This is a genomic window from Skermanella mucosa (assembly GCF_016765655.2).
In the GTDB taxonomy this organism is placed as follows: Bacteria; Pseudomonadota; Alphaproteobacteria; order Azospirillales; family Azospirillaceae; genus Skermanella; species Skermanella mucosa.
This window is the reverse complement of the sequence record NZ_CP086106.1, coordinates 734,225-758,451: the sequence shown is the minus strand read 5'-3', so window position 1 is coordinate 758,451 and position 24,227 is coordinate 734,225. Positions and strand designations below refer to the sequence as shown.

At 69.0% G+C, this 24,227-nt stretch carries 21 protein-coding genes; 7 read left to right on the top strand and 14 right to left on the bottom strand.

From position 1 onward, the window contains the following. Positions 1-12: 12 nt before the first annotated feature. The 8 genes from JL100_RS03425 to JL100_RS03390 form a co-directional block, all read right to left on the bottom strand. On the bottom strand, positions 13-1,059 hold the full coding sequence (locus JL100_RS03425) for an alpha-2-macroglobulin family protein (RefSeq protein WP_202682897.1): 1,047 nt from the start codon (positions 1,057-1,059) through the stop codon (positions 13-15). Beyond that, a complete protein-coding gene (locus tag JL100_RS03420; RefSeq protein ID WP_202682896.1) occupies positions 986-4,810 on the bottom strand; it encodes an alpha-2-macroglobulin family protein in 3,825 nt (1,274 codons plus the stop codon). Before JL100_RS03420 ends, JL100_RS03425 begins: the two co-directional genes overlap by 74 nt. A gap of 101 nt (positions 4,811-4,911) precedes the next feature. Then, complete coding sequence (locus tag JL100_RS03415) at positions 4,912-6,072, bottom strand: aminotransferase (RefSeq protein ID WP_202682895.1); 1,161 nt, start codon at positions 6,070-6,072, stop codon at positions 4,912-4,914. Between the two features lie 80 nt (positions 6,073-6,152). After that, the gene (locus tag JL100_RS03410; protein WP_202682894.1) at positions 6,153-6,590 is read right to left on the bottom strand and encodes a (deoxy)nucleoside triphosphate pyrophosphohydrolase; all 438 of its coding nucleotides are present in this window, start codon (positions 6,588-6,590) and stop codon (positions 6,153-6,155) included. A 33-nt stretch (positions 6,591-6,623) separates the two neighbouring features. Further along, complete coding sequence (gene argJ / locus JL100_RS03405) at positions 6,624-7,856, bottom strand: bifunctional glutamate N-acetyltransferase/amino-acid acetyltransferase ArgJ (RefSeq protein ID WP_202682893.1); 1,233 nt, start codon at positions 7,854-7,856, stop codon at positions 6,624-6,626. 39 nt (positions 7,857-7,895) lie between these two features. Beyond that, entirely contained in the window at positions 7,896-8,822 is a 927-nt protein-coding gene (locus JL100_RS03400) for a peptidylprolyl isomerase (RefSeq protein WP_202682892.1), read from the bottom strand. Between the two features lie 187 nt (positions 8,823-9,009). Then, on the bottom strand, positions 9,010-10,338 hold the full coding sequence (locus JL100_RS03395; RefSeq protein ID WP_228421052.1) for an esterase-like activity of phytase family protein: 1,329 nt from the start codon (positions 10,336-10,338) through the stop codon (positions 9,010-9,012). A 123-nt stretch (positions 10,339-10,461) separates the two neighbouring features. Beyond that, positions 10,462-11,619: a hypothetical protein gene (locus JL100_RS03390; protein ID WP_202682891.1), complete on the bottom strand. Its 1,158-nt coding sequence runs from the start codon at positions 11,617-11,619 to the stop codon at positions 10,462-10,464. Positions 11,620-11,935: 316 nt separating this feature from the next. On the opposite strand from JL100_RS03390, the gene secA reads away from it, so the two are divergent. The 3 genes from secA (at position 11,936) to JL100_RS03375 (ending at position 15,815) form a co-directional block, all read left to right on the top strand. Then, the gene (secA, locus tag JL100_RS03385) at positions 11,936-14,650 is read left to right on the top strand and encodes a preprotein translocase subunit SecA (RefSeq protein WP_202682890.1); all 2,715 of its coding nucleotides are present in this window, start codon (positions 11,936-11,938) and stop codon (positions 14,648-14,650) included. A gap of 184 nt (positions 14,651-14,834) precedes the next feature. Further along, positions 14,835-15,239 carry a hypothetical protein gene (locus tag JL100_RS03380; protein WP_202682889.1) on the top strand — a complete coding sequence of 135 codons (405 nt, stop codon included), beginning with the start codon at positions 14,835-14,837 and terminating at the stop codon, positions 15,237-15,239. Positions 15,240-15,314: 75 nt separating this feature from the next. Continuing rightward, entirely contained in the window at positions 15,315-15,815 is a 501-nt protein-coding gene (locus JL100_RS03375) for a pyridoxamine 5'-phosphate oxidase family protein (protein ID WP_202682888.1), read from the top strand. Between the two features lie 303 nt (positions 15,816-16,118). Here JL100_RS03375 and JL100_RS03370 read toward each other — a convergent pair whose 3' ends face one another. From JL100_RS03370 to JL100_RS03360, 3 genes are read right to left on the bottom strand one after another with little or no spacing between them, the layout of a single operon-like run. After that, entirely contained in the window at positions 16,119-16,646 is a 528-nt protein-coding gene (locus JL100_RS03370; RefSeq protein WP_202682887.1) for an OsmC family protein, read from the bottom strand. A gap of 50 nt (positions 16,647-16,696) precedes the next feature. Further along, on the bottom strand, positions 16,697-17,206 hold the full coding sequence (locus JL100_RS03365) for an MAPEG family protein (protein ID WP_202682886.1): 510 nt from the start codon (positions 17,204-17,206) through the stop codon (positions 16,697-16,699). 16 nt (positions 17,207-17,222) lie between these two features. Beyond that, a complete protein-coding gene (locus JL100_RS03360; RefSeq protein WP_202682885.1) occupies positions 17,223-18,179 on the bottom strand; it encodes an acetyl-CoA carboxylase carboxyltransferase subunit alpha in 957 nt (318 codons plus the stop codon). A gap of 173 nt (positions 18,180-18,352) precedes the next feature. Between JL100_RS03360 and JL100_RS03355 the strand changes: the two genes are divergently transcribed. Together JL100_RS03355 and JL100_RS03350 are read left to right on the top strand one after the other, a co-directional pair. Further along, a complete protein-coding gene (locus tag JL100_RS03355) occupies positions 18,353-18,634 on the top strand; it encodes a type II toxin-antitoxin system TacA family antitoxin (RefSeq protein ID WP_202682884.1) in 282 nt (93 codons plus the stop codon). Positions 18,635-18,717: 83 nt separating this feature from the next. Beyond that, positions 18,718-19,167 carry a GNAT family N-acetyltransferase gene (locus JL100_RS03350; RefSeq protein WP_228421051.1) on the top strand — a complete coding sequence of 150 codons (450 nt, stop codon included), beginning with the start codon at positions 18,718-18,720 and terminating at the stop codon, positions 19,165-19,167. A gap of 57 nt (positions 19,168-19,224) precedes the next feature. Here JL100_RS03350 and JL100_RS03345 read toward each other — a convergent pair whose 3' ends face one another. Further along, on the bottom strand, positions 19,225-20,202 hold the full coding sequence (locus JL100_RS03345) for an HpcH/HpaI aldolase/citrate lyase family protein (protein WP_202682882.1): 978 nt from the start codon (positions 20,200-20,202) through the stop codon (positions 19,225-19,227). Positions 20,203-20,397: 195 nt separating this feature from the next. Here JL100_RS03345 and JL100_RS03340 point away from each other — a divergent pair, with 195 nt between their 5' ends. Both JL100_RS03340 and JL100_RS03335 read left to right on the top strand, forming a co-directional pair. Further along, positions 20,398-20,922, top strand: coding sequence for a hypothetical protein (locus JL100_RS03340; RefSeq protein WP_202682881.1), 525 nt, complete (start codon positions 20,398-20,400; stop codon positions 20,920-20,922). Next, positions 20,919-22,526, top strand: coding sequence for a 5-guanidino-2-oxopentanoate decarboxylase (locus JL100_RS03335; RefSeq protein WP_202682880.1), 1,608 nt, complete (start codon positions 20,919-20,921; stop codon positions 22,524-22,526). The genes JL100_RS03340 and JL100_RS03335 overlap by 4 nt, the downstream gene beginning before the upstream one ends. A gap of 9 nt (positions 22,527-22,535) precedes the next feature. Here JL100_RS03335 and JL100_RS03330 read toward each other — a convergent pair whose 3' ends face one another. After that, positions 22,536-23,594, bottom strand: coding sequence for a formate dehydrogenase subunit gamma (locus tag JL100_RS03330; RefSeq protein ID WP_228421050.1), 1,059 nt, complete (start codon positions 23,592-23,594; stop codon positions 22,536-22,538). A 20-nt stretch (positions 23,595-23,614) separates the two neighbouring features. Then, positions 23,615-24,211, bottom strand: a complete 597-nt coding sequence (fdh3B, locus tag JL100_RS03325; RefSeq protein WP_202682879.1) for a formate dehydrogenase FDH3 subunit beta — start codon at positions 24,209-24,211, stop codon at positions 23,615-23,617. Positions 24,212-24,227 lie beyond the last annotated feature (16 nt).

Sequence of the window (24,227 nt, the reverse complement as noted above, 5' to 3'; positions counted from 1 at the left end):
CGGCGGCGCGCCCTACTCCTCCCCGACCACCATCCGCCCGGCGGGGCCGCGGGCGAACAGGTTGGGGCTGTACATGTCCTCCACATAGGCTCCGGGCAGGGCGTAGTCGCCCGGGACCACGGCCCGCGCCAGATAGACCAGCCGGAACGCGGGCCGGTCGGGCGTCAGGTCCAGCTCGGCGACGAACCGGTCGTCGCGGAACTCCACGTGGTTGGCGGCGCTGAGATCGCCGAGCCAGGACAGGTCGCCGAGCTGCCCGCTGTCGGCCAGCCGGACATTCTCGATCTCCAACCCGGCCGGAAGCATGTCCACGACCAGCGCCTGGTGGTTCTCCCGCCGCAGGCTCTCGCCCTCGAGGATCATCACCAGCACCCGGCCCTTCTCCACCCCGGCCGGATCGACGGGGGTGCCGTCGGTTCCGAGGATGGTGCGCTGGATGCGGAAGCCTTCGGCATCGGCCGGCAGCGGGTTCGCCGGCACTCCCGCCAGCGTGACGGACCGGTAGAGCGGCGCCGGGCCGGTGTTCTCGATCGGCATCGCCCGGTCGCCGGGCTGGAGCCGGCGGTACAGCGGGCCGGACTCCGCCACGGGCTGGCCGTCCAGGGCCAGCTTCGTCTCCCCGGCCTTGGAGGCCAGGGCGGCGGCGGCGTTCAGCACCCAGGCCCGCTCCTGGGTGCTGGTCGCCTCGGCGTCGGCCAGCATGGTGGCGAGCTGCCGGGCCGGGCCGGTCAGCCGGTCGCGGCCACCCCCGGCTTCCGCCAGGAGCGCGATCAATGCTGCCTGGTCGCGCAGTTCCGAGCCGAAATCGCGCATTCCCCCGGGCTCTACCCGGGCGCGGTCGAGACGGCCGAAGGCCTCGGCGGCGCGGTCGGCGTCGCCCAGCCGGGCGAGCGCCCCCGCGACCTGGGCGCGGGCCAGCCGGGTCGGCAGGGCGTCCCAATGGGTCTCCTGGAAATAGCGCGCCTCGGCCAAATCAACCGCCTTGCTACCTGCCAGCGTGTAAAGGGCATAGGCGCGCGCAGCCAGTTCCGCCTCGTCGAGCCAGGCGTTGTCGAGCACGCCGTTCAGCCATTCGCCCCCCCTTCCGCCAGGGCGCCTCGGGCACCCGGTAGCCCGCCTCGCGCGCGCGGCCGAGGAAGTCCAGCGCGTAGGAGGTCAGCCAGAGCTCCCCCGGCCCCTGGGACGACCACATGGCGAAGGCGCCGTCGGACCGTTGGACCGAGATCAGCCGGTCGATCGCGCGCTGGACACGCTGGCGGACCTCGGCCTCCGGGGCGATGTCCAGGGCCGCCATCACGGGGCCGAGCCGGAGCAGCGGCATCGCCCGGCTGGTGATCTGCTCGGCGCTGGCATAGGGGTAGCGGTCGAGCGACAGCAGCAATCCCGGCACGTCCAGGTCGGGCATCGTCCCGATCGCCAGCATGACGGCGACCGTCTCGCGGCGGAGTGCCACCAGTTCGGGCACCGCGTCGGGCGAGACGGTCGATTTCCGGCCCGGCTCGATCAGTTCGACGTGGCGGCGCGAGACGGCGGGCTGGAGGCGGCGCACGCCGACCTGCCATTCCCGGGTGACGGCGAACCCGTCGGGCCCGATGACCTCGGCCCGGACCAGCCCCGCGCCGACGCCGGTGCCGGCGATGGTCAGCGGCACCGTGACCGGCTTGCCGGGCCGGACATCGCGGAGCGCCACCTCGCCGCCGTCGCGCAGGGCGACCATTCCCTCGGCGGCGAAGCGAACCGAATAGTCCCCGCCTTTCCGGCCCCGGTCGGTCACGGTCAGCGGGACCTGCGCCACGTCGTCCGGCGCCAGGAAGCGGGGCAGACCCAGCTCGACCAGGACGGGATCGCGGACGGCGGCGGTCGCGGTGGCGCTGCCGACCTTGGCCGGCGTCCAGGCGACCGCCATCAGGCGCAGGCGGCCGTCGAAATCCGGAATCTCCAGCGGGACCTCCGCCGTGCCGTCGGCGCCGACCGTGACGATGCCGGAATGAAGCGCCGTCATTTCTCTCCGGCGCGGCGGCGGCGGGTCGCCCGGCCGGCGCCGCACCGGCGGAACCATGACGGACCGGATGCCCCGCGGGGCGGCGGCGCCGTCACGGTCCACCAGCGGTCCCCCCACGTCCCGCAGGTCGACTTCGAGCGGGCGCCGGCCGAGAAAATGCATCGCCGGATCGGGAGCGGCGAAGTCGGTCAGCCGGAGCATGGCGTCGTCCACCGCCGACAGGGTCAGGCGGACCTGGGCGCCTTCCTCCGCCCCGCGCACGGTGACCGGGACGCGGACCCGGCCGCGGGGGGCGAGATCGGCCGGGGCGGCGATCGAGACGTCGAGACGCCGGGGCGCGGGATCGACCGCGAGCCACGCGCTGCCGACTGCCCGGCGCGACGGGGCGCCGTGGGCCGGCTCGGCCGGCGCGAAGGCGGTGGCGACCACATGGACGCCTGCGGTCCAGGACGGGTCCACGGGAACGTCCAGGAACGCGCCCTCCGGCCCGATCCGGCGCAGCACCGTCTGGTGGACGGCCCGGCCGGCGACGGCGACCAGCACCTGGGCCTGGTAGGGCGGCCTGACGAAGACCTTGGCCGTTTCGCCACCGGAATATTTCGGCAGCATGACCGCCACGTCCACCTGGTCCGGCCGCTCGCCCGCGGTCGGCGTGACCCACCAGCCGGCCGAGAACCGCAGGCTGGTCGCGACGCCCGTTCCGGTATCGAAAACCTCCAGCCGGTAGCGGCCGGAGCCGACCGGCTGCTCGATCGCGGCGCGGCCGTCGGCCGGCGGTTCCGCCATGACCGCCAGCGTGCCGCCGGTCACGCGCTTGTCCTTGACCTGGGCCCGGTAGTCCCAGTGGCCGTCCGCCTCGAACCACGCGTAGTCGTATTCCTCCTCGTACAGCTCGTAGGACAGGGAGGGCCGGTCGAGCGGCGCGCCGTCCGGCCCGACCGCGACCACGTCGAAGGCGGCGGTGGCCCCCTCCGGCACGGCATCGCCGCCGAAGCGGGGCTTGATCCCGATCGCGAAGGGTTGGTGCCGGACCGGGAGGGCGATCTCGCGCACCGCCGGACGGCCGCCGATGTCGTAGAGCGTGCCCTGGATGACGGCTTCCAGCGCGTGGCTGGTGTCGGGCGGCTCGGGCAGGCGGATGTCCACCCGCGCGACGCCGTCGGGACCCGTGACGAAGCCCGGCGCATCGGTCCGCAGCGGCTCGAACGGCTGCTGGACCAGGCCGAAGCGGTAGCCGGCGAAGCGGGGGTACGGCTCGGCCGCGCGGCGCAGGGTCACCGCCAGCTCGCCCGGCAGCTTCGCCGCCGGTCCCGCCCTGCGGTACCGGCCGTCGATCCGGAGCGCCAGGGCGGCGCCGGCATCCGCCTGGTCGCGGTCGGCCGCCAGCTCGACGTCGAGGCGCGGCGGCACGAAGTCCTCCACCGCGAAATCGACGCGGCCGATCGGCGCGCCGTCCGGCTCCAGGTGGGCGGTGACGGACCATTGCCCGGCCGCGGCGGGACGCGGCAGCTCCAGGCCGAGATGGTAGCTTCCCGCGCCCGAGTCGGCCACCTGCCGCCGATCCACCTCGAACCCGTCGGGGCGGAGGATCCTCAGGGTCAGGGCGCGCCCTTCGGCCGCGACCGCGCCGGCGTCGCGCAGCAGGGCGTTGAGGAAGACCGTCTCCCCCGGCTGGTAGAAGCCGCGGTCGGTATAGAGCCAGGCGTCCAGGGGCGACCCGTCCGCGCCGGGGCCGGCGCGTTCGGACGGGTCGGTCGCCGCGGCCACGTCCAGGAACGCCATGTCGCCGGACGCGCCATAGGCGAAGACCGCCTGGGGCGCGCCGCCGCCGGTGCCGCCCAGGGCCTCGCGCGGGAAGCGGGCGATTCCGTCCGGCCCGGTCGAGAGCTTGCCCAGCTCGGCGTTGCTGCGCGCCAGCAGCCGAAGCTCGACCCCAGGCACGGGCTCGGCGGTGGTCAGGCTGCGGGCGAACACCAGCAGCCCGTCCTCCCCCGCGAAGGTGGTCAGCCCCAGGTCGGAGACGACGAACCACTGGGTGGCCTTGGCCTCCCACGACTCGCCCTCCCGGTCGGCATTGCCCGCGACGGCGAGATAGACGCCCGGCTTCAGCGCGCCGCCCGAGGCGCCGATGACCGCCTCCACCGGGAAGGGCGTGACGACGGCCTGGTTCCGCCTTTCGCCGATCGCCATCTCCCCCTGCCAGACCTGGGTGCCGCTCCGCTCCACGATGCCGCCGACGTCCAGTTCGGTCAGCGCCTGGCTGATCCGGCCGTAATAGATCTGCTCGACCAGGGAGCGGTCCTCGATGCGCAGCACCTGCAGCCGGGCGCGGGCGACGTTGACGGTGCGCAGCGGCAGCCCCTCGGCGCCGACCTGGGGAAGGACGTAGCCGGCGCCCCGGAAGGCCAGCACGGGCTTGCGGTCCGGCACCGCCACCTCGTAGCGCGCGGGTTCCCCGAGCGCCGCCGAGTTGGCTCCCGGCAGCCCCCTTTTCAGTGTCACGCCGTAGCCGGCGCCGTGGCTCAGCCCTTCGAGGCAGAGGGTGGCGCCGCGGGCGATCGCGATCACGCGCACGGGCGGCTCGACCTCCACCTGCGCGGCGTAGTCGGTCGGGGAGGATTTCTCCAGCGGGCGGGTGAAGGTGAAGCAGGCCTGGGGGACGTCGCGTTCCGCCAGGACCTCGACCCCGGCGACGCCGAAGGGCGGCGCTTCGGGGATCGGTTCCGGTGCGGGTTGCTGTGCCGGAGCTGCCGTCGAACACCCAAGGGCCACGGCGAGAGCGAGCCCGAACGGACGCAGTATGCGCATGAAACGACAAACCCCGATGCCGACATGAATAACCAGCAGGCGCCGAGCGGCGCCTGCTGGAGCATGGCGCCGGATTATGGCGCAAGTTCTATACAATTGCCTTAGAAATAGCGCTTGAGTCGGGCGACGGCCTCGTCCAGCAGCGCATCCTGCTTGCAGAAGCAGAAGCGGATGAAGTTGCGCACCGGGCTTTCGGCGAAGAAGGCGCTGACCGGGATCGCGGTGACGCCGGCCGCCTCCGTCAGGTTCAGGCAGAACGCCACGTCGTCGCCGTCGAATCCGGTGGAGGAGATGTCGGCGATCAGGAAATAGGTGCCGCCGCTGTGCAGCACGGACAGCCCGGCCTCGCGCAGGCCGGCAGCCAGCCGGTCGCGCTTGGCCTGCATCGAGGTGGCGAGGCCGGTGAAATACGCCTCCTCCTTGGCGAGGCCGTAGGCTACTCCGGCCTGGAGGTTGGGCGCGGTCGTGAAGGTCATGAACTGGTGCGCCTTGGCGACGGGCTGGAGCAGCTCGGGCGCCCCCGTCACGTAGCCGATCTTCCAGCCGGTCAGGGAGAAGGTCTTGCCGGCCGAGCCGACCCGCAGGCAGCGGTCGCGCAATCCCGGTATGGTGATCAGCGGGATGTGGCGGGCGCCGTCGAACACCAGGTGCTCGTACACCTCGTCGCAGACCGCGTACGCGTCGAAGCGCCGCATGAACTCGCCGATCAGCTCCAGCTCGGCGCGGGAATAGACCTTGCCCACGGGGTTCAGCGGATTGTTCAGCACCAGCGCCTTGGTCTTCGGGCCGAACACCCGCTCCAGGTCCTCGCGGGTGAAGCTCCAGTCCGGCGCCTTCAGCGTCACGATGCGGGGGATGCCGCCGGCCAGCCGGACGATGGGCAGGTAGCTGTCGTACATCGGCTCGAACAGGACCACCTCGTCGCCCGGCTCGATCAGCCCCAGCAGGCAGGCGCCCAGCGCCTCGGTGGCGCCGGAGGTCACCATGACCTCGCGCGCCCAGTCCACCTCCAGCCCGTAGAAACGGCCGGCGTGGGCGGCCACGGCCTGGCGCAGCTCCGGCGTTCCCATCATGGAGGGATACTGGTTGTAGCCGTCCAGCAGCGCGTCGGCCGCCGCCCGGAGCACGTCGGCCGGCCCGCGGTCGTCGGGAAAACCCTGCCCCAGATTGATCGTCTGATGCTTGAGGGCCAGTTGGGACATCACCTCGAACACGGTGGTGGGCATATCGCGGAAGAGAGGATTGCCGACTTTGGCGGTCATGATGGAATCGGGCGCTTCTGTGGACACGGGAGGCGGGAACTTAGCCGATCGAACCCGGCGGGTCGATGGGCTATGCCGCCCTACAGCAGGTCCCGCAGCATCGCGACCAGGGGCTTGTCGGCCGGGGGCATGGGGTATTTGCCCATGTCGTTGGGCCGCACCCAGGCCAGGGACTGGCCTTCCAGCGGGGCGACCGTGCCCTGCCAGACGCGGCAGACATAGAGCGGCATCAGGAGGTGGAAGCTCTCGTAGCGGTGCGAGGCGAAGGTGAAGGGGGCGAGGCAGCTTCCCGCCGTCTCGATCCCCAACTCCTCCCGCAGTTCGCGGACCAGCGCGTATTCCGGGCTTTCGCCCTCATGGACCTTGCCCCCGGGGAACTCCCACAGGCCGGCGAGAGCCTTGCCCTCCGGCCGCTGGGCCAGGAGGACGCGACCGTCCGGATCGACCAGGGCCACCGCGACCACCAGCAGGATCGGCTTGCCGGGCTCGGGGGTGGAGTTCGGGTCGAAGCAGTTCATGGGGATCCAGCCGGAAGGAGCGTCACCGCCGGATCAGCTCCGGTAGCTGCCGTTGATGTCGATGTAGCCGTGGGTCAGGTCGCAGGTCCAGACCGTCGCGGCGCCGGACCCGATGCCCAGTTCGACCAGGAAGTCGATGTAGCGGCCCTTCATGTGCTCGACCACCGGCGTCTCGTCGTAGCCCGGAACCTCCATGCCGTCGGCCGCGATCAGCACGCCGCCGGCGGAGATCCGAAGCTTGTCGCGGTCGGCCTTCTCGCCCGCCTTGCCGACCGCCATGACGATGCGGCCCCAATTGGCGTCCTCGCCGGCGATGGCGGTCTTGACCAGCGGGGAGTTGGCGATGCTGAGAGCGATCCGCTTGGCCGCCTTGTCCGACGCGGCGCCCTCGACTCGGACGGTGACGAACTTGGTCACCCCCTCGCCGTCGCGGACGATCTGCTGGGCGAGATCGACCATCAGGGCGTTGAGCTGCGCCTTGAAGTCGGCCAGGGCCTTGTCGCCGGCCTTGGTGACCGGCTTGTTGCCGGCCTGGCCGGTGGCGCACAGCAGAACGGTGTCGCTGGTCGAGGTGTCGCCGTCGACCGTGATGCAGTTGAACGACCGCTCGTTGGCCTCGGCCAGCAGTTTCTGGAGCACCGGGGCGGCGATCGCCGCGTCGGTGAAGATGAAGCCCAGCATGGTCGCCATGTCGGGCGCGATCATCCCGGAGCCCTTGGCGAACCCGTTGATGGTCACGGCGGTGTCGCCGATCCTCGCCGTGCGGGTGACGCCCTTGGCGAAGGTGTCGGTCGTCATGATCGCCTTGGCGGCCGGGAACCAGCCGTCGGCGTCGAAGGAGTTGGCCAGCCCCGGCAGGTGCCGGGCGATGGCGTCGGCCGGGATCGGCTGGCCGATCACGCCGGTGGACGCGACGAACACCTCGCCGGGCTCGCAGCCGGCGAGCGTGGCCGCCGCCTCCACCGTGGCCTGGACGAACGCCTCGCCGGCCTTGCCGGTGAAGGCGTTGGAATTACCCGAATTCACCACGATCGCGCGGGCGCCGCCGCCCGCCAGGTTCTTCTTGCACCAGTGGACCGGCGCCGAAGCGGTCAGCGACCGCGTGACCACGCCGGCCACCGTCGTGCCGGGATCGAGGAGCGCCACCATCAGGTCGTCGCGGCCCTGGTAGCGAATGCCGCAATTGGTCGTAGCCAGCCGGACACCGGGTATTGCCGGCATCCAAGGGAAGTCGCCGGGTGCAAGGGGAGAGATGGTCGGTGCCATGGTGGTCGTGGCTTTCGGGTCGTGGAAGTTTGACTTGGGTTACGGTTTCGGCGCGGGGGCGGCGCCGGGAGCCGGAGCGGCGCCGGGCGTGGCGGCGGGCTGTTCGGGCATCGGCGAGCCGTCCATCTGGAAGCGCTCGACCTTGGCGTCGCTGCGCAGGTCCTCGACCAGCTCGCCGATCACCTGCTCGGAGACCTGGCTGCGGAGCTGCTCCTGCACCTCCTCGAAAGTCGGCGGAGTGCTCTGGCGGCGCTCGACGACCTTGATCACGTGCCAGCCGAACTGGGTCTGGACGGGGGTCTCGCTGACGTCGCCCGGCTTCATGGCGAAGGCGGCGTTGGCGAACGGCTCGACCATCTGGTCCTTGGTGAAGAAGCCGAGGTCGCCGCCCTGCTGGGCCGCGGCCTTGTCGGTCGACTTCTCGCCCGCGATCTTGGCGAAGTCGCCGCCATTCTTCAGGTCGGCGATGATCGCCTTGGCGGCGTCCTCGGACTCGACCAGGATGTGGCTGGCCTTGACCTCGTCCTGCGGCGGGTTCTCCTGCTTGAACTGGTTGTAGGCTTCCTGGAGGCGCTCGGCGGTGATGCGCTTCTGGACTTCCTTGGTCAGGTAGAGCTCCTGGACGATGCGCTCCTCGGCGCGCTTCATCCGCTCCGCCACTTCCGGATCGTTCTGCACGTTGTTCTTGTAGCCGGCCTCGGCCACCAGCTTGCCGTTGATGATCTGGTCGATCACGGCGGGGAAGATCATCTGCACGGGCATCTGCTGAACCTGGGGCGGCAGCGACGCGATCGTGCGCATGACCTCGGAACGCTTGATCTCGGCTCCGTTGACCTTGGCCACCACCGGATCTTCGCCGGCGCCGGCACCCGCCGGTGCAGTCGTGCCGGTCTGGGCCAGGGCGGCGAAGCCGGCACCGCCGAGCGCCAGCGAGACGGCGGCGACGCGGAGGACTCGTGCGAACATGAGAAGTTCCTTATTCATCGGAATGACGGGTGCGGCGACATGCGCCAGCAATCCGCGGTCGCACGCACTTTTTCCCTTTCGCAGCGATTAAGCACGGCTTGGAGCGGCTTGCAAGGCGGGACTGCCGGGGTCCGGCAAATGCCCGAACCCCGCCACATCCCGGCCATGGATCGTCCGGTCCGCCGCCTTATTTGCCCTTGGCCGGGGCGTCGAGGGCCAGTCCGGTCACCTTGAAGACCGCGGTGCGCTTGCCGTCGATGCCGAAATCGTCGTCGTTGATCAGCATCAGCGCGCCGTCGCCGAACAGGGCCATGCCCTCGATCTTGGGCGCGATCTCCGGATGGGACACGGTGTCGAGCACCAGGGCCTTGGCGGCCGGCACGATGCCTTCCTTGGCGAGGTCGGCCTGTTCCAGCGACGGGGCCGTGGCCGCGTCGTCCCACTTGCCGGCCTTGATGTCGGTGGCGCCGGCCAGGGAGATGCGGAAGATCTTGGTGGTCCGCTCCGTCCGCTCCAGGATCAGCAGGTCGTCGCCGGCGAGATGCATCAGCTCGCTGATGCGCACGGTGTTCTGCTTCTTCTTCTCCTCGCCCCGGTAGGCCGAGGTCGGCTCCATCACGTAGACATACTCGCCCGCGACCTGCATGGTCGCGCGGTCCAGTTTGAACAGCCGGGTATTGGCGGCGTCCGCGTAGGCGTCGTTGCCCGGGTTGGCCAGCGGGTTCTGAAGGACGAAATAGAGGAAGTTTTCGTCCTCGGAAACCGCCATGGATTCGATGCCGCGGTTCAGCGCCCGCTTGGCCAGGATGGCCGGCAGCGTGCCCTTCACCTCGTAGCCGGCGCCGGCATAGTCCTTTTCCGTCCCGGCCGGGACATGGCGGACCTGGATTCGGCCGTCGGCGGCCGCGTGCAGGATGGAAGGCCCGTTCTCGTCGCCGATCCAGAAGCTGCCGTCGGACAGGCGCACGATGCCCTCGGCGTCCACGGCATTGGGATTCTGCTTCAGCTTGTTCCCGGCGGCGTCCAGCGGCTGCTCGGTCGAGGCCACGGTCAGCGGGTTCAGCATGCCGTCCACCGGGTTGCCCCGGGAATCCTTCAGCGAGATGCTGTCGAGCACGCGGAAGGTGCCGCCGTCCAGCACCTGGATGCGGTAGATCGAGGGGCTGTATTCCGGCACCGGGTAGATGCGGCCGCGCTTGACGTCGCCGCAGATCTTCTCGCCCTTGACGCCGACGATGTCCTCGGCGTCGCCGCAGGTGAAGTTGGGGCCGCGGTCGCTGACCGTGTGGAAGATGCCGGCCGGATCGCCCTTGCCGCGGAACGCGCCGCTGCCGATCCCGACGGAGAGGTCGAGAGTCTTGCCGCCCTCGAAAGCGACCTTGCGCAGGGTCAGGATCGGATCGCTGCTCGTATATACCTGGACGGCCGCCGCGGGCGCCTGGGCGGCGGCCGGAAGCGGAGCGGCGGCCAGCGCGCCGATCATGAGGGCCGGTATCGGGAGCAGGGGTGCGCGCATTCCGTCGGGTCTCCGCAATCAGGAAAATTTTGCGGAACTTAGGCGCAACGGATTACAGCAGGATGACAGCCGCATGACACATTCGCATGCGGCGGCCCCGGATACCGGCCCCCGGCGGAAGGATCAGACCGTCACGTCGAGCAGGACGTCGGCGAGCATTCCCCGACGGCCGTCGGCCCGGCCGAACTCGCTCTGGGCGACCGCGTTGCCGCCGGCCAGACGCTGGTCGACCGGGATCGCGAGGTCGAGGCGGATCTCGGTGATGCCCTCGTCCCGCAGGCGGGTCATGGCACCGTCGCCGCGCAGCAGGATCAGCGAATTGAACACGGCATCGCGGCGATCGATGACGCTGTTGCCGTCCTGGTCGAACCGGGCCAGTTCGGCGAACCCGCCGGTGGCGCCGTTCTGCTCGCCGAACAGCTCGCGCCCGTCGTCGATCCTGCCGTTGCCGTCGCGGTCGAGCGCCAGGAACGCGTCCTTACCCGCCACCCAGGCGGTCCGGTCGCGGGAGCCGTCGCCGTCGATGTCGAACAGGATGCCGGACTGCGCCGTGGTCAGGTCGATGCCGTTGCCGTCCATGTCCAGCACCAGCGGATCGACCTGCTGGCCACCACCGCCAGCGCCGCCGCCGCCAGCCCCAGCCCCAGCGCCACCACCCGGAAGCCCGACCGCCAGGGCGGCCCCCGTCGTCATGCTGGCGTCCAGGCGAACCATCTCGATGGAAGCCTCTATGTTGCCGGTCTCGCTGGTGATCTTCAGGCTGACCGACTGGAAGACCAGCGAGATGTTGGCCGACGCCTGGCCCGGCTCCGGCGAGCGCGCGGCCAGCGGGCCGCGGGCGGTCGCCTCCCGAGCCTTGCCGGCGACCGCCTCGGCAGCCTTGAGGCTTTCCTCCTCCGAGCGGCCGAACATGCGGAGGACCTTGATCAGGTCCTCACGCACCTTTTCCAGCACGGCGTCGAGCGGCCGTTCGGGTTCGCGCGCCCGTCCGACCGACAGCGGGGTCCGCGCGAGGCGGGAATTCTCGCTGACGACCTGACTGAGCCGCATCGCCGTCGCGGAGAACTCGACCTTGACGCTCCCGGCGTTCGGGGCATCGTCCGGGGCGCCGGAGTTCGAATTGGACGGGGTCCGGGGAGCCGCGTTCGGGGCGGCGTCCCGGCGCGGCGGCGCCTCGGACTTCGCGGCGACCCGGGGCTGGACGGGTGCCGGATCGGGGCGATCGGAGCGCTTGAGGCCCGCGAGCAGAGTCGGGGCGAGGACTTCGAGTGTGCCAACCATCGGCTGCCTCTTTCTAAGGGCCAACAATGACGGGGGAGCGGGTACCTGCGCCTACTGCGCGGTTGGAAATGCATCTCCGCGGGCTTATCTTTGTCCCATACGGCTTAACGATTGCTTAAGACGCCAGCCGCACCCGCCGGACGGCCGGGTGCGCCGCCGGGCGCAGGGGTGGCGCACCCGCAGGCTTGTTGACAGGCATTGCGCGCACTCTTATGTCAAGGCCGTGCCATGCCCGGGCCTGTGCCGAGCGGGCGCCCTGGATCGTGCGCCAGCCGTTTCTTGCTCAAACCGTCCTTTGCTCTAACCCGAGGTCTCAATGTTCGGTGCTATTGCCCGTAAACTTTTCGGCACCGCGAATGATCGCACCGTGAAGGCGCTGCTGCGGCAGGTCGAGGTCATCAACGCCCTGGAGCCTGACGTGGCCGGCCTGTCGGACGACGAACTCCGGAAGCGGACCGACTGGCTGCGCGAGCGCCTGGAAAAGGGCGAGACGCTGGACGAGATCCTGCCCGACGCCTTCGCAACCGTCCGCGAAGCGGCCAAGCGCGTGCTGGGGCAACGCCATTTCGACGTCCAGCTGATGGGCGGCATCGTCCTGCACCAGGGCAAGATCGCGGAGATGCGGACCGGCGAAGGCAAGACGCTGGTCGCCACGCTTCCCGTCTATCTCAACGCGATCGCCGGCAAGGGCGTCCACGTCGTCACCGTCAACGACTACCTGGCCCGGCGCGACAGCGGCTGGATGGGCAAGGTCTACGGCTTCCTGGGGCTTTCGGTCGGCTGCATCGTCCACGGGCTTGACGATTTCGAGCGCAAGATGGCCTATGCGGCCGACATCACCTACGGCACCAACAACGAGTTCGGCTTCGACTACCTGCGCGACAACATGAAGTTCCGGCTGGAGGACATGGTCCAGCGGCCGTTCAACTTCGCGATCGTCGACGAGGTCGACAGCATCCTGATCGACGAGGCGCGCACGCCGCTGATCATCTCCGGCCCGTCGACCGACAGCTCCGAGCTGTACATCGCGGTCAACCGGGTGATCCCGCACCTGACGCCTGAGGACTACGAGAAGGACGAGAAGGTCCGCGCGGTCAGCCTGACCGAGGCCGGCACCGAGAAGGTCGAGCAGACCCTGCGCGACATGGGACTGCTGACGGAAGGCAACCTCTACGACATACAGAACGTCAGCCTGGTCCACCACGCCAACCAGGCCCTGCGGGCGCATACGCTGTTCCAGCGGGACAAGGACTACATCGTCAAGGATGACAAGGTCATCATCATCGACGAGTTCACCGGCCGCATGATGGAGGGCCGGCGCTATTCCGAGGGCCTGCACCAGGCGCTGGAGGCCAAGGAAGGCGTGACGATCCAGCGCGAGAACCAGACGCTGGCCTCGATCACCTTCCAGAACTATTTCCGCCTTTATCCGCGCCTGTCCGGCATGACCGGCACCGCCATGACCGAGGCCAACGAGTTCGCCGAGATCTACGGCCTGGAAGTGGTCGAGATGCCGACGAACGTCGCGGTCCAGCGCAAGGATTTCGACGACGAGGTCTACCGCACCGGCCGCGAGAAGTTCGAGGCCATCGCGGTCCTGGTCGAGGAGTGCCGGGCGCGCCGCCAACCGATCCTGGTCGGCACCGTGTCGATCGAGAAGTCGGAGGTGCTGTCCGACCTGCTGAAGAAGAAGAACGTCCCGCACGCGGTGCTGAACGCCCGCTACCACGAGCAGGAAGCCCAGATCATCGCCCAGGCCGGCCGGCCCGGGGCCGTGACGATCGCCACCAACATGGCGGGCCGCGGCACCGACATCCAGCTCGGCGGCAACCTGGAAATGCGCCTGGCGGTAGAGCTGGCGGACATCCAGGACCCGGCCGAGGGCGAGAGCCGCGCGGCAGCGATCCAGGCGGAGATCGCGCGCGACAAGGAGATCGTGAAGGAGGCCGGCGGCCTGTTCGTGATCGGCACCGAGCGGCACGAGAGCCGGCGCATCGACAACCAGCTGCGCGGCCGGTCGGGCCGCCAGGGCGACCCCGGCGCCTCCAAGTTCTTCCTCAGCCTGGACGACGACCTGATGCGGATCTTCGGGTCCGAGCGGATGGACGGCATGCTCCAGCGCCTGGGCCTGAAGGAGGGCGAAGCGATCGTCCACAGCTGGATCAACAAGGCCCTGGAGAAGGCACAGCAGAAGGTCGAGGCGCACAACTTCGAGATCCGCAAGAACCTGCTGAAGTACGACAACGTGATGAACGACCAGCGCAAGGTCGTCTACGAGCAGCGCCGCGAGATCATGGACGCGCCGGAGATCGGCGGCACCATCGAGGACATGCGCCACGAGGTGGTCGAGGAGATGGTCAAGAAGGCCATCCCGGCGAACGCCTATGCCGAGCAGTGGAACATCGACGGCCTGCACGAGGAGATCCGCCGCGTCCTGAACCTTGACCTGCCGGTCCATGAGTGGGCCAAGGAAGAGGGTATCGCCGAGACCGAGATCGAGGACCGGGTGCGCCGCGCCTCAGACGAGAAGATGGCCCAGAAGGCGGCCAACTACGGTCCCGACCTGATGCGGGCGGCCGAGAAAAGCCTGCTGCTGCAATTGCTCGACCAGGCCTGGAAGGAGCACCTGCTCCACCTGGACCATCTGCGCCAGGGCATCAACCTGCGGGCCTACGCCCAGCGCGACCCGCTGAACGAGTACAAGCGCGAAGCCTTCGAGCTGTTCGAGGGGATGCTGTCCCACCTGCGCGAGACGGTCACCACCGTGCTCTCGTACGTCGAGATGCGGGTGAACCACCCCGAGGACATGGAGCCGCCGCCGTTCGAGGGCGTCGAATCGCGCCAGGACCCGGCGCTGGCCGCCGCCGACGCCGTTCCCGCCGACGCGGCGCTGCCGGACGGGATGGTACGGCGCGTGGCGCCCGCGTCGGTCGGCTCCGAAGCCGAGATCGACCCGCGTACGCCGCGCAACGCCGTGTGCCCCTGCGGATCCGGCAAGAAGTACAAGCACTGCCACGGGCGCGTCGCCTGAGTAGCCGGGTAACCCCGGGGCGTCCGGAACACGGCGCCCCGGGGGTTTGGACATACAGTCTAAAATGTAACTGAAGCCACCTGCGACGATTTTCCAAAAACTTGACATGGATCAACGTCGCACCGGTCTGTGCGCCGCACAATCTCCGCCATAAGTCATATGCACCCAAGCGGAGGGCAGGTTCATGCGCGCGTTCTTCCCGTGTGTTTCCGGAGTTTCCCGTCAATCCGAAGACGTCATCGGCAAGCTCCTCGCCCACCGGATCGGCAATTCCCGCGTCACGAACCAGCCGATCACGCTGCGCTCCGCCCTGGAATCCTGCGGCCGCGAGCCGGTCTCGACCGCCCGCCGGCTGATGGCCCTGCCGGGCGAGGCCGCGGTCCAGGACCTCTCCGACATGCTGACCAAGTTCCGGATCGACGGCGTACGTTGCCCGGAACCCGAGAAGTACGCCCGACAGGCGCTGAAGCGGGCCGGCGTCGAGTTCACCCTGGCGCCCCTTGCGGGCGAATACGGCCACTGCGCCACCGCCCTGCTGGGCATCGCGGCGCTGGGCGTGCTGCTGGCGTTCCCCACGCTGATGCTCTGAGCCGCCGTACGGCGGGAACACCGAGGCTCTCCTCCTGTTGAAGTGCGATATTCAATTGGAACGGAGAGAGCCACGATGGCTACCAGCACCCAGAATTCAGACGACATCAAGAAGCTCTGGGGGATGATCAAGGACATCCGCTTCACGATGATGACAACCATCGATGATGACGGTACCCTCCGCAGCCGTCCGATGGTCGCCCAGCAATCCGATTTCGACGGCGATCTCTGGTTCTTCACCGGTGCCGATTCCCACAAGGTCGACGAAGTCAACCAGCACCATGAAGTCAACCTGAGCTACGCCGATCCCGACGACCAGAACTATGTCTCGATCTCCGGCACGGCCCAACTCGTCCGGGACAAGGGGAAGATCGAGGAACTCTGGAGCGAGCCACTCGCCGCCTGGTTCCCGAAGGGCAAGGACGATCCGAACATCGCCCTGATCCGCGTCCACGTGACGAAGGCAGAATACTGGGATAGCCCGTCCAGCACGATGGTCCATGCCTACGGCTATGTGAAGTCCAAGCTGACCGGCGAGCCGCCCCATCCCGGCGACAACAAAAAGATTAACATGTAGGTCGGAATCGGTGGGCCATGGCCGCCCTACGCGGCGCCCCTCTTTCGTCGTGCGCGGGCTTGTCCCCGCGCATTTACGCGCAAACCGGCGTGATGGAGTTCGCGCGTGGATGACCGGGTCAAGCCCGGTCATGACGGTGAGGGGATTGGAGCCCTGCCGGAAAAGTCCCTCCTGATTGAACCGGCGACCGGCCCTACCAGTCCCACGCGGCGCCCTTGTTTCTTCATGCGCGGGCTTGACCCGGTCATGACGGTGAGAGGGTTAGCGCCCTGCCGGAAAGGCCTCGCCTGATTGAACTGGCGATTACCGTGCCGGATGGTCGCTGCTCCGGACGATCCTGGCTTCGGTTGCGGGCGGGTTGCGCAGCGTCTGATAGATCACGCAATAGCGCTCCGTCAGCTTGAGCAGGCTGGCGAGTTTCTCGTCGTCGGCGTCGGTATCCAGGTCGAAGGTCATGCGGATGCTGCGGAAGCCCACCGGCGCCTCCTTCGAGACGCCCAGGGTGCCTCGCATGTCCAGGTCGCCTTCGGCCCGCACGGTACCGCCGCGCAGATCGATGTTCAGCGCCGTGGCGACAGCCCGCAGGGTCACGCCGGCGCAGGCGACCAGCGCCTCCAGCAGCATGTCGCCCGAGCAGGCCGCGATGCCGTCGCCGCCGGCGGCGGGATGAAGACCAGCCTCGACCAGCGCCCGGCCGGTGTCCACCTTGCAGGTCACGCCCTCGGCCCCGACGGTGCCTTCTGCCTTCAGGGTAATGACCGCGCTTTCGGGCGTGTCGCGGTATCGCTGCTTCAAGGGTGCCTGGACGGCCTTGAGGGTTTCGGCATCCATGGGGTTTTTCCTCCGGTCTCGTTCTTGATGATCATCCCTGGGTGATCCGATCACCCCAGCGCCCGGTAGAGTGCGTATCCGACGATAGCGACGTTCACGTTGAGCGTCATGATCATTCCCGGCGCCCGCAGATAAGGGTGGATCAGGTATCCGACCCAGAACAACAGGCGGGACACGCAGAACAGCCCGGTCATGACGCCGGCGAAGCGGATATCGCCTGGATCGGCGAGCGCCGCTGCGGAGAGCATCGCCGGCACGTAGACCGCGACCTGCTCGACCGAGTTGGACAGCGCCCGCTGGGCGCGCCGCTGGAACCGGCTTTCCGGGTCGTTCAGGGGATCGAACGCGGCCGTGAAGAAACGGGCCAGGGCCACCGCGAAAACCATGTGCACCAGCAGCAGCGCCGGCCAGACCAGAAGGCCGGCGGCCAAGGCCAGCCGGTCGGCCGCGGAGCCGCTGCCGGCCATGGGTCCGGGCCAGAACAGCGCGAGTCCGCCCCAGGCCAGGGCCGTCCCGAAGACGACCCCGGCGGCCGAAATCAGGTGGCGGCGATCGAGCACCAGCCCGAGCATCGCGTCAGGACAGGCCCTTGTGGCCCATTTCCAGGAACTTGTCGCGCCGCTTCAGGCGCAGGGCGCCGCCTTCGAGGCCGCGGAGTTCGTCCAGGCAGTCCTCGATGGCATTGCCGACGGCGGTCATGACCTCGTCCCGGTCACGGTGGGCGCCGCCGATCGGCTCGGCTATGACGCGGTCGATCACGCCGAGATCCTTCAGGTCCTGGGCGGTCAGCCTGAGCGCCGCCGCGGCTTCCGCCGCCGCCGTGTTGGTCCGCCACAGGATCGAGGCGCAGCCTTCCGGCGAGATGACCGAGTAGATCGCGTGTTCCAGCATCATGACACGGTCGGCGGCGGCCAGCGCGATGGCCCCGCCGGAGCCGCCCTCGCCGATCACCGTGGCGACCAGGGGCACCTTGAGGCTCAGGCAGGTATCGATCGACTTGGCGATCGCCTCGGCCTGCCCGCGCTCCTCGGCACCGACGCCGGGATATGCTCCCGCGGTATCGACCAGGGTGATGACCGGCAGCTTGAAACGGTCGGCAAGCTCCATCAGGCGAATCGCCTTGCGGTAGCCTTCCGGCTTCGCCATGCCGAAATTGTGGCGGACGCGGCTTTCGGTGTCATGGCCCTTTTCCTGGCCGATGACCATGACGGAACGGCCCCGGAAGCGCCCGATGCCGCCGATGACGGCGCTATCCTCCGCGTAGCCCCGGTCGCCGGCGAGCGGCGTGAAGTCCCGGACCAGACCGTCGATATAGTCCATGCAGTGCGGCCGGTTGGGATGGCGGGCCACCTGGACCTTCTGCGCCGGCGCGAGCTTGGCGTAGGTCTGGCGCAGCAGCTTGTCGACCTTGGCCTGGAGCTTGGAGACTTCCTCGGCGATATTGATGTCGCCGGTGTCGGTCAGGTGCCGCAGCTCCTCGATCTTGCCTTCGAGTTCCGCGATCGGCTTTTCAAATTCAAGGAAGGTCTGCATGGGGTGACTTCACGGCGGCCTGAAAAAATGACCGGGTTCCCTACCACACGCCCCAAGGGTGAGCCAGCGCTAATAGGACGCAGAAAGGTTAGTTTGCTACCAAGTGGATAAGACGTTGCAATGTACGCCTGAAAGGCGTACGTTTCGAGACGGCACTATCCGGAGAAGCCATCATGCCCCGCGTCGCCCAGCGCCAGGATCGCGTCAGCCTGCGTCTCAGCCCGCAATCCAAGCGGAAACTGGAGCGCGCGGCCGCTTATCTCGACAAGACGCTGACGGACTTCGTCATCGACGTGGCTTTGCAGAAAGCGGAAACCATCGTGCGCGAGCACGAGACGATCGCCCTTACCGCCGAAGAATGGGCGCGCTTCCAGGACCTGCTGCTCGATCCGCCCGAGCCGAACGAACGCCTGCGGCAGGCGCTTGCCGAGCACGGGCGGGCCGTCGGTTCGTGAACACGGGGGTTTCCTGGGCAGCGGGATCATTGCGAATCGAAACGCTGGGACAGGGGCACGACCGGGCAGCCTTCGCCTGCGGCGTGGAGTCCCTGGACCGCTATATCCGGCAGCAGGCATCGCAAGACATGCGCCGGGTAATGGCGCGCGTGTTCGTCGCGGTGTCCGCCGATCATCCGGACCGCATCCTCGGCTATTATACCTTGAGCGCGGCGACCGTTTCGGCCGGAGATCTCCCGCCCGACATGACGCAACGCCTGCCGAAATATCCCGTCCCGGCAGCCCTGGTCGGACGGCTGGCCGTTGACCGGACCGCCGCGAGGCGGGGCCTGGGAAGCCTGCTGCTCGCCGACGCGGTGAAGAAGACCATGCTGGCAGCGCAAACGGTCGCCATGACGGTCATCGCCGTCGATCCCATCGATGATGCGGCCCGACGGTTCTATGAGGCTTTCGGTTTCCGATCCCTGCTCGGACCTGAGCGGCGGATGTTCCTGGCGCTCCCGACCTTGAAACGGGACTCACTTGAAGGCTGAGGACCGCCTCCGACGCGGCGTTCCGGCGGCACCCGGGCGGGCGCCGCCGGCTTGCGCTTACGAACCGGCGATCTGCTCGGCCTTCTTGACCATCACTTCCGCCTGGCGGATCGACGCGATGTCGATCAGGCGGCCGTCCAGGGCCACGGCGCCGCGGCCTTCCTTCTGGGCCTGCTCCATCGCTTCCAGGATGCGCTTGGCCTTGGTGATCTCGGCCTCGGACGGGCTGAACACCTCGTTCGCCAGGGGGATCTGGGAGGGGTGGATGGCCCACTTGCCCTCGCAGCCCAGCACGGCGGCGCGCCGGCCCTGGGCCTTGTAGCCGTCGGCGTCGGAGAAGTCGCCGAACGGGCCGTCCACCGGGCGCAGGCCGGCGGCGCGGGCCGCGACCACCATGCGCGCGGTGGCGTAATGCCACATGTCGCCCCAGTGATAATCGCGCGGCTTGTCGCCGTCCTTGTCGGTCAGCACGCCGTAGGACGGGTTGGGGCCGCCGATGCCGGTGGTCTGCGCCTTGGTCGAGGCGGCATAGTCGGCGACACCGAAATGCAGGCTTTCGTTGCGCTTCGACGCGGTCGCGATCTCGTCGATGTTCGCCATGCCGAGCGCGGTCTCGATGATCAGCTCGAAGCCGATCCGCTTCTTGCGGCCCTTGGCGGCCTCGATCTGGGTGACCAGCATGTCGACCGCGTAGACGTCGGCGGCGGTGCCGACCTTGGGGATCATGATCAGGTCGAGCCGGTCGCCGCACTGCTCCAGCACCTCGACCACGTCGCGGTACATGTAATGGGTGTCGAGGCCGTTGATGCGGACCGACAGGGTCTTGTTGCCCCAGTCGATGTCGTTGATCGCCTCGACGATGTTCTTGCGGGCCTGCGGCTTGTCGTCCGGCGCCACGGCGTCCTCCAGGTCCAGGAAGATGACGTCGGCGGCCGATTTGGCGGCCTTCTCGAACAGCTTCGGGCTGCTCCCGGGAACCGCCAGTTCGCTGCGGTTGAGCCGGGCCGGAGCCTGTTCGACGATCTTGAAGCTCATTGCTGTTCCCCCATCACAGTGTCGCCGCGCGGTCGGGCGACCGGGTCGCCGCGCCGTCGCGGTATCGGAGCTGCCTTCCCTGATCCGGAAAGCGGCAGGTATGGCGTGCGGTACGGAAGGCGCGATATTCCGCCGGGCACGCTGCCGGTGGATACTACGTTTCTTCGCAGCCGCACCATAATGGCGGAAAGTACCATGCCAAGCGATTTCGACGACATGTTCGCAGCGCGCATCGCGCCGCACCTGATGCCGCTGGAGGATGCCCGGCGGCATCACGCCATCCGCCTGCGGCGGCGCGCCCTGGCGTTCGGGACCCTGTGCCTGGGCTGGCTGGGCCTCGCGGCTTGGGTCGGGCACCCGCTGCTCTGGTCCGCCGCCCCGGTCCTTGCCGCGGTCGGGCTGTTCATCGGGCTTCAGGTCCGGTCGGGTCCGGGCCTCGACTACGCCCAGGCGCTGCGGACCATCGTGCTGCCGCCGCTGTGCGAGGCGGCGGGAGGCTGGCGGTACGAGCAGGCCGGCGGCCATGACGTCTTCTTCCGGGATGGGCTCCGGGTCGAGCCGGACTGGCCGCTGTTCGCCCTGCCTGACTGGTCCACGCCGATCCCGCCGATCGCCAGGGCCGACGCCGGCCGGCTGTTCGGGATGCTTGCCAGCGCCCCGGCGCCTGCCTACGCTGCCCCGGACAGAAAAACAGAACCGGAAGCGCAGGTGACTTCGTGACATCCAAGGCGCCAAGCGGCAAGGCGACATGCGGCGAATCGGCGATCCGCCTGCTGGAATCCTACGGCATCGACACCGTGTTCGGCATACCGGGGGTCCATACGCTGGAACTCTATCGGGGGCTGCCCAACAGCCGCATCCGCCACGTCACGCCGCGGCACGAGCAGGGCGCCGGCTTCATGGCCGACGGCTATGCCCGGGCATCGGGCCGCCCCGCCGCCTGCCTGCTGACGACGGGTCCCGGCCTGACCAACGCCGCGACGCCGATCGCGCAGGCCTATTCCGACAGCATCCCCATGCTGGTGCTGAGCAGCGTCAACGACCGGCGCGACCTGGGCATGGGCCGTGGGCGGCTGCATGAGCTTCGGAGCCAGCAGGCGGCGATGGCGCCGCTCTGCGCCTTCAGCCACACCGTGATGGACGCGGACGAACTGCCGGAGGTGATGGCGCGCGCCTTCGGCGTGTTCCAGTCCGCCCGCCCCCGCCCGGTCCATATCGAGATCCCGCTGGACGTGCTCGCGTCTCCGGCCGACTTCCGCACGGAGGCCCGCGCCGTCATCGGCCGTCCCGCGGCGTGCGACGCCGCCCTGGTCCGGGCCGCCGACCTGATCGCCGTGGCGGAGCGCCCCGCGATGATCGTGGGCGGCGGCGCCCGCGACTGCCCCAAGGCGGTCCGCGAATTCGCGGAGGGCGTCGGCGCCGCGGTCCTGCTGACCGGCGCCGCCAAAGGCGTGTTGCCGGACGGTCATCCGCTGAACCTGGGGTCGTCCTGCGACCATCCGGCCATGGTGGAATTCATCGAGCGCGCCGACGTGGTGGTGGTCGCCGGATCGGAACTGGCGGAGACCGACTTCTGGAGCGGCGTGCCGAAGTTCGGCGGGACGCTGATCCGCATCGACATAGACCCGGCCGCGCTGACCCGCGACACGGCCCCGGACGTGGCCCTGCTGGGCGACGCCGGTTCCATCCTGTGCGACTTGGTGGACCGTCTGGCGACGCCGAACCCGGCCCGGCAGCACGCCGCCGTCAGGGCCGCGCGCGAGGCCGCGACCGCCGACCTGCCGCCCTTGAGACGGCAGCATCGGGAAGTCCTGGCGGCGATCCGGGCGGGCCTGCCGGCCGATGGCATCGTCATGACCGACATGACCCAGATCGCCTATGCCGGCAACAGCCTGTGGCCGACCGACCAGCCGCGCACGTGGCACCATCCCCACGGCTACGGCACCCTGGGCTTCGCCCTGCCGGCCTCGATCGGGGCGAAGCTGGCCATGCCGGATCGCGACGTGGTCTGCCTGATCGGGGACGGCGGGCTGATGTTCACGGTGCAGGACCTGATGACGGCGGTCGAGCTGGACCTGCCGCTGGCGGTCGTGATGTGGAACAACGACGGCTACGGCCAGATCCGCGACGGCATGATCCAGCGCGGCATCCCGGAAATCGGCGTCACCCTGAGGAACCCCGACCACCACATGCTGGCGAAGGCGATGGGCTGCCCCAGCGTCCGCGCGGAAGATCCGGCGATGCTGGCGGCAGCCCTGAAGGAGGCTTTCAAGCGGCGGGGACCAACCCTGATCGAGGTGAGGCAGGACCGGTTCGCCGCTTGAGCTCCGGCGTCATTCCGCCGGCGCCCGGTGTCCGACGCCGCGAGCCGGCGGCGCGCGGCCCTTGCGGGACTCCTCCTCCAGCCAGAGGCTGTGGTGTTCCCGCGCCCAGTTGACGTCCACCTCGCCGCTGCCCATGGCGTCGAAGGCGCCTTCCATACCGACCGAGCCGATATAGATGTGCCCGATGATGCCGGCGATCAGCAGCACCGACAGGACCGCGTGGACCAGATGGGCGAGCTGCATGCCGGCGACGTCGGTCACGTAGAACGGGAACAGCAGCACGTAGCCGCTGGCCGCCACGACGCCGCCGCCCGCCACGACCAGCCAGAAGATCATCTTCTGGCCGGCGTTGAACTTCTTCGCCGCCGGGTGCTTGCCCTTGGAGAACAGGCCGCCGGCCGCCTTGAGCCAAGCGAGGTCGGTGCCGTCGGGGATGTTGTGACGGACCCAGACCAGCAGCATCAGCACGATGCCGAGGACGAACGGGAAGCTGACGAAGTTATGCGCCAGCTTGCCGTAGATCGTCAGGGTGGTGAACGCCTCCGGCCCCAGCAGCGGGATCAGGATGTAGCGGCCGAACACGAGGTTGAGCCCGGTCAGCGCCAGCACCAGGAAGCTGACGGCGGTGATCCAGTGGGCGAACCGCTCCAGCCCGTTGAACCGCCGCACCCGGAACCGGGACGGCCCGGCGTCGATCCGGATCTTGCCCCGGACCATGTAGAAGATCACCAGTCCGGCGATGCTGCCCAGCAGCACCACCGCGGCGATGGTCTTCAGCGTGCCCTGGCGGAACTCCCGCCAGTCGCGGCCTTCCGGCTGGATCAGCGTGGCCGACTTCTGGTCGGGGATGCTGACGCGCCCCTGGAAGCCGCCCTGGAGCTGCTGGAACAGCAGCTGCTCGTTGCTGATGTCCGGCCCGGTCAGGGCGTTCGGCCCCGGCGGGACCGGGGTCGCGCCGGACGGGGTCGCGCCGGTCGTGGATTGGGCGCCCGCCCCGACCGCCGGGACCAGCAGCAGGACCGTCAGCGCGGCGAGGCGCAGGACGCGCCCGAGATTCATCATGGACATGATCGTTCCTCCAGCCGGTCCTAGGCGCTCGCCTTGTCCTTGTACGCGGTCGACCAGCCCCAGGCACCGGAGCCGTAACCGCGCCGGACGACGCGTTCCTTGTAGATGTCGGCGATGATGTCGCCGTCGCCGGCCAGCAGCGCCTTGGTCGAGCACATCTCCGCGCAGAGCGGAAGCTTGCCCTCGGCGAGGCGGTTGGAGCCGTATTTCTGGTACTCCGCCGGGGTGACGTCGTCCTCCGGGCCGCCGGCGCAGAAGGTGCACTTGTCCATCTTGCCGCGGCTGCCGAAGTTGCCGACCTGCGGGTACTGCGGCGCGCCGAACGGACAGGCGTAGAAGCAGTAGCCGCAGCCGATGCACAGGTCCTTGGAGTGCAGAACCACGCCCTCGGCGGTCTTGTAGAAGCAGTCCACCGGGCACACCGCCATGCAGGGCGCGTCGGTGCAGTGCATGCAGGCCATGGATATCGACCGCTCGCCCGGCTTGCCGTCGTTGAGGGTGACGACGCGCCGGCGGTTGATGCCCCAGGGCACCTCGTGCTCGTTCTTGCAGGCCGTGACGCAGGCGTTGCATTCGATGCAGCGTTCGGCGTCGCACAGGAACTTCATTCTTGCCATTGCTTTGATCCCCGCC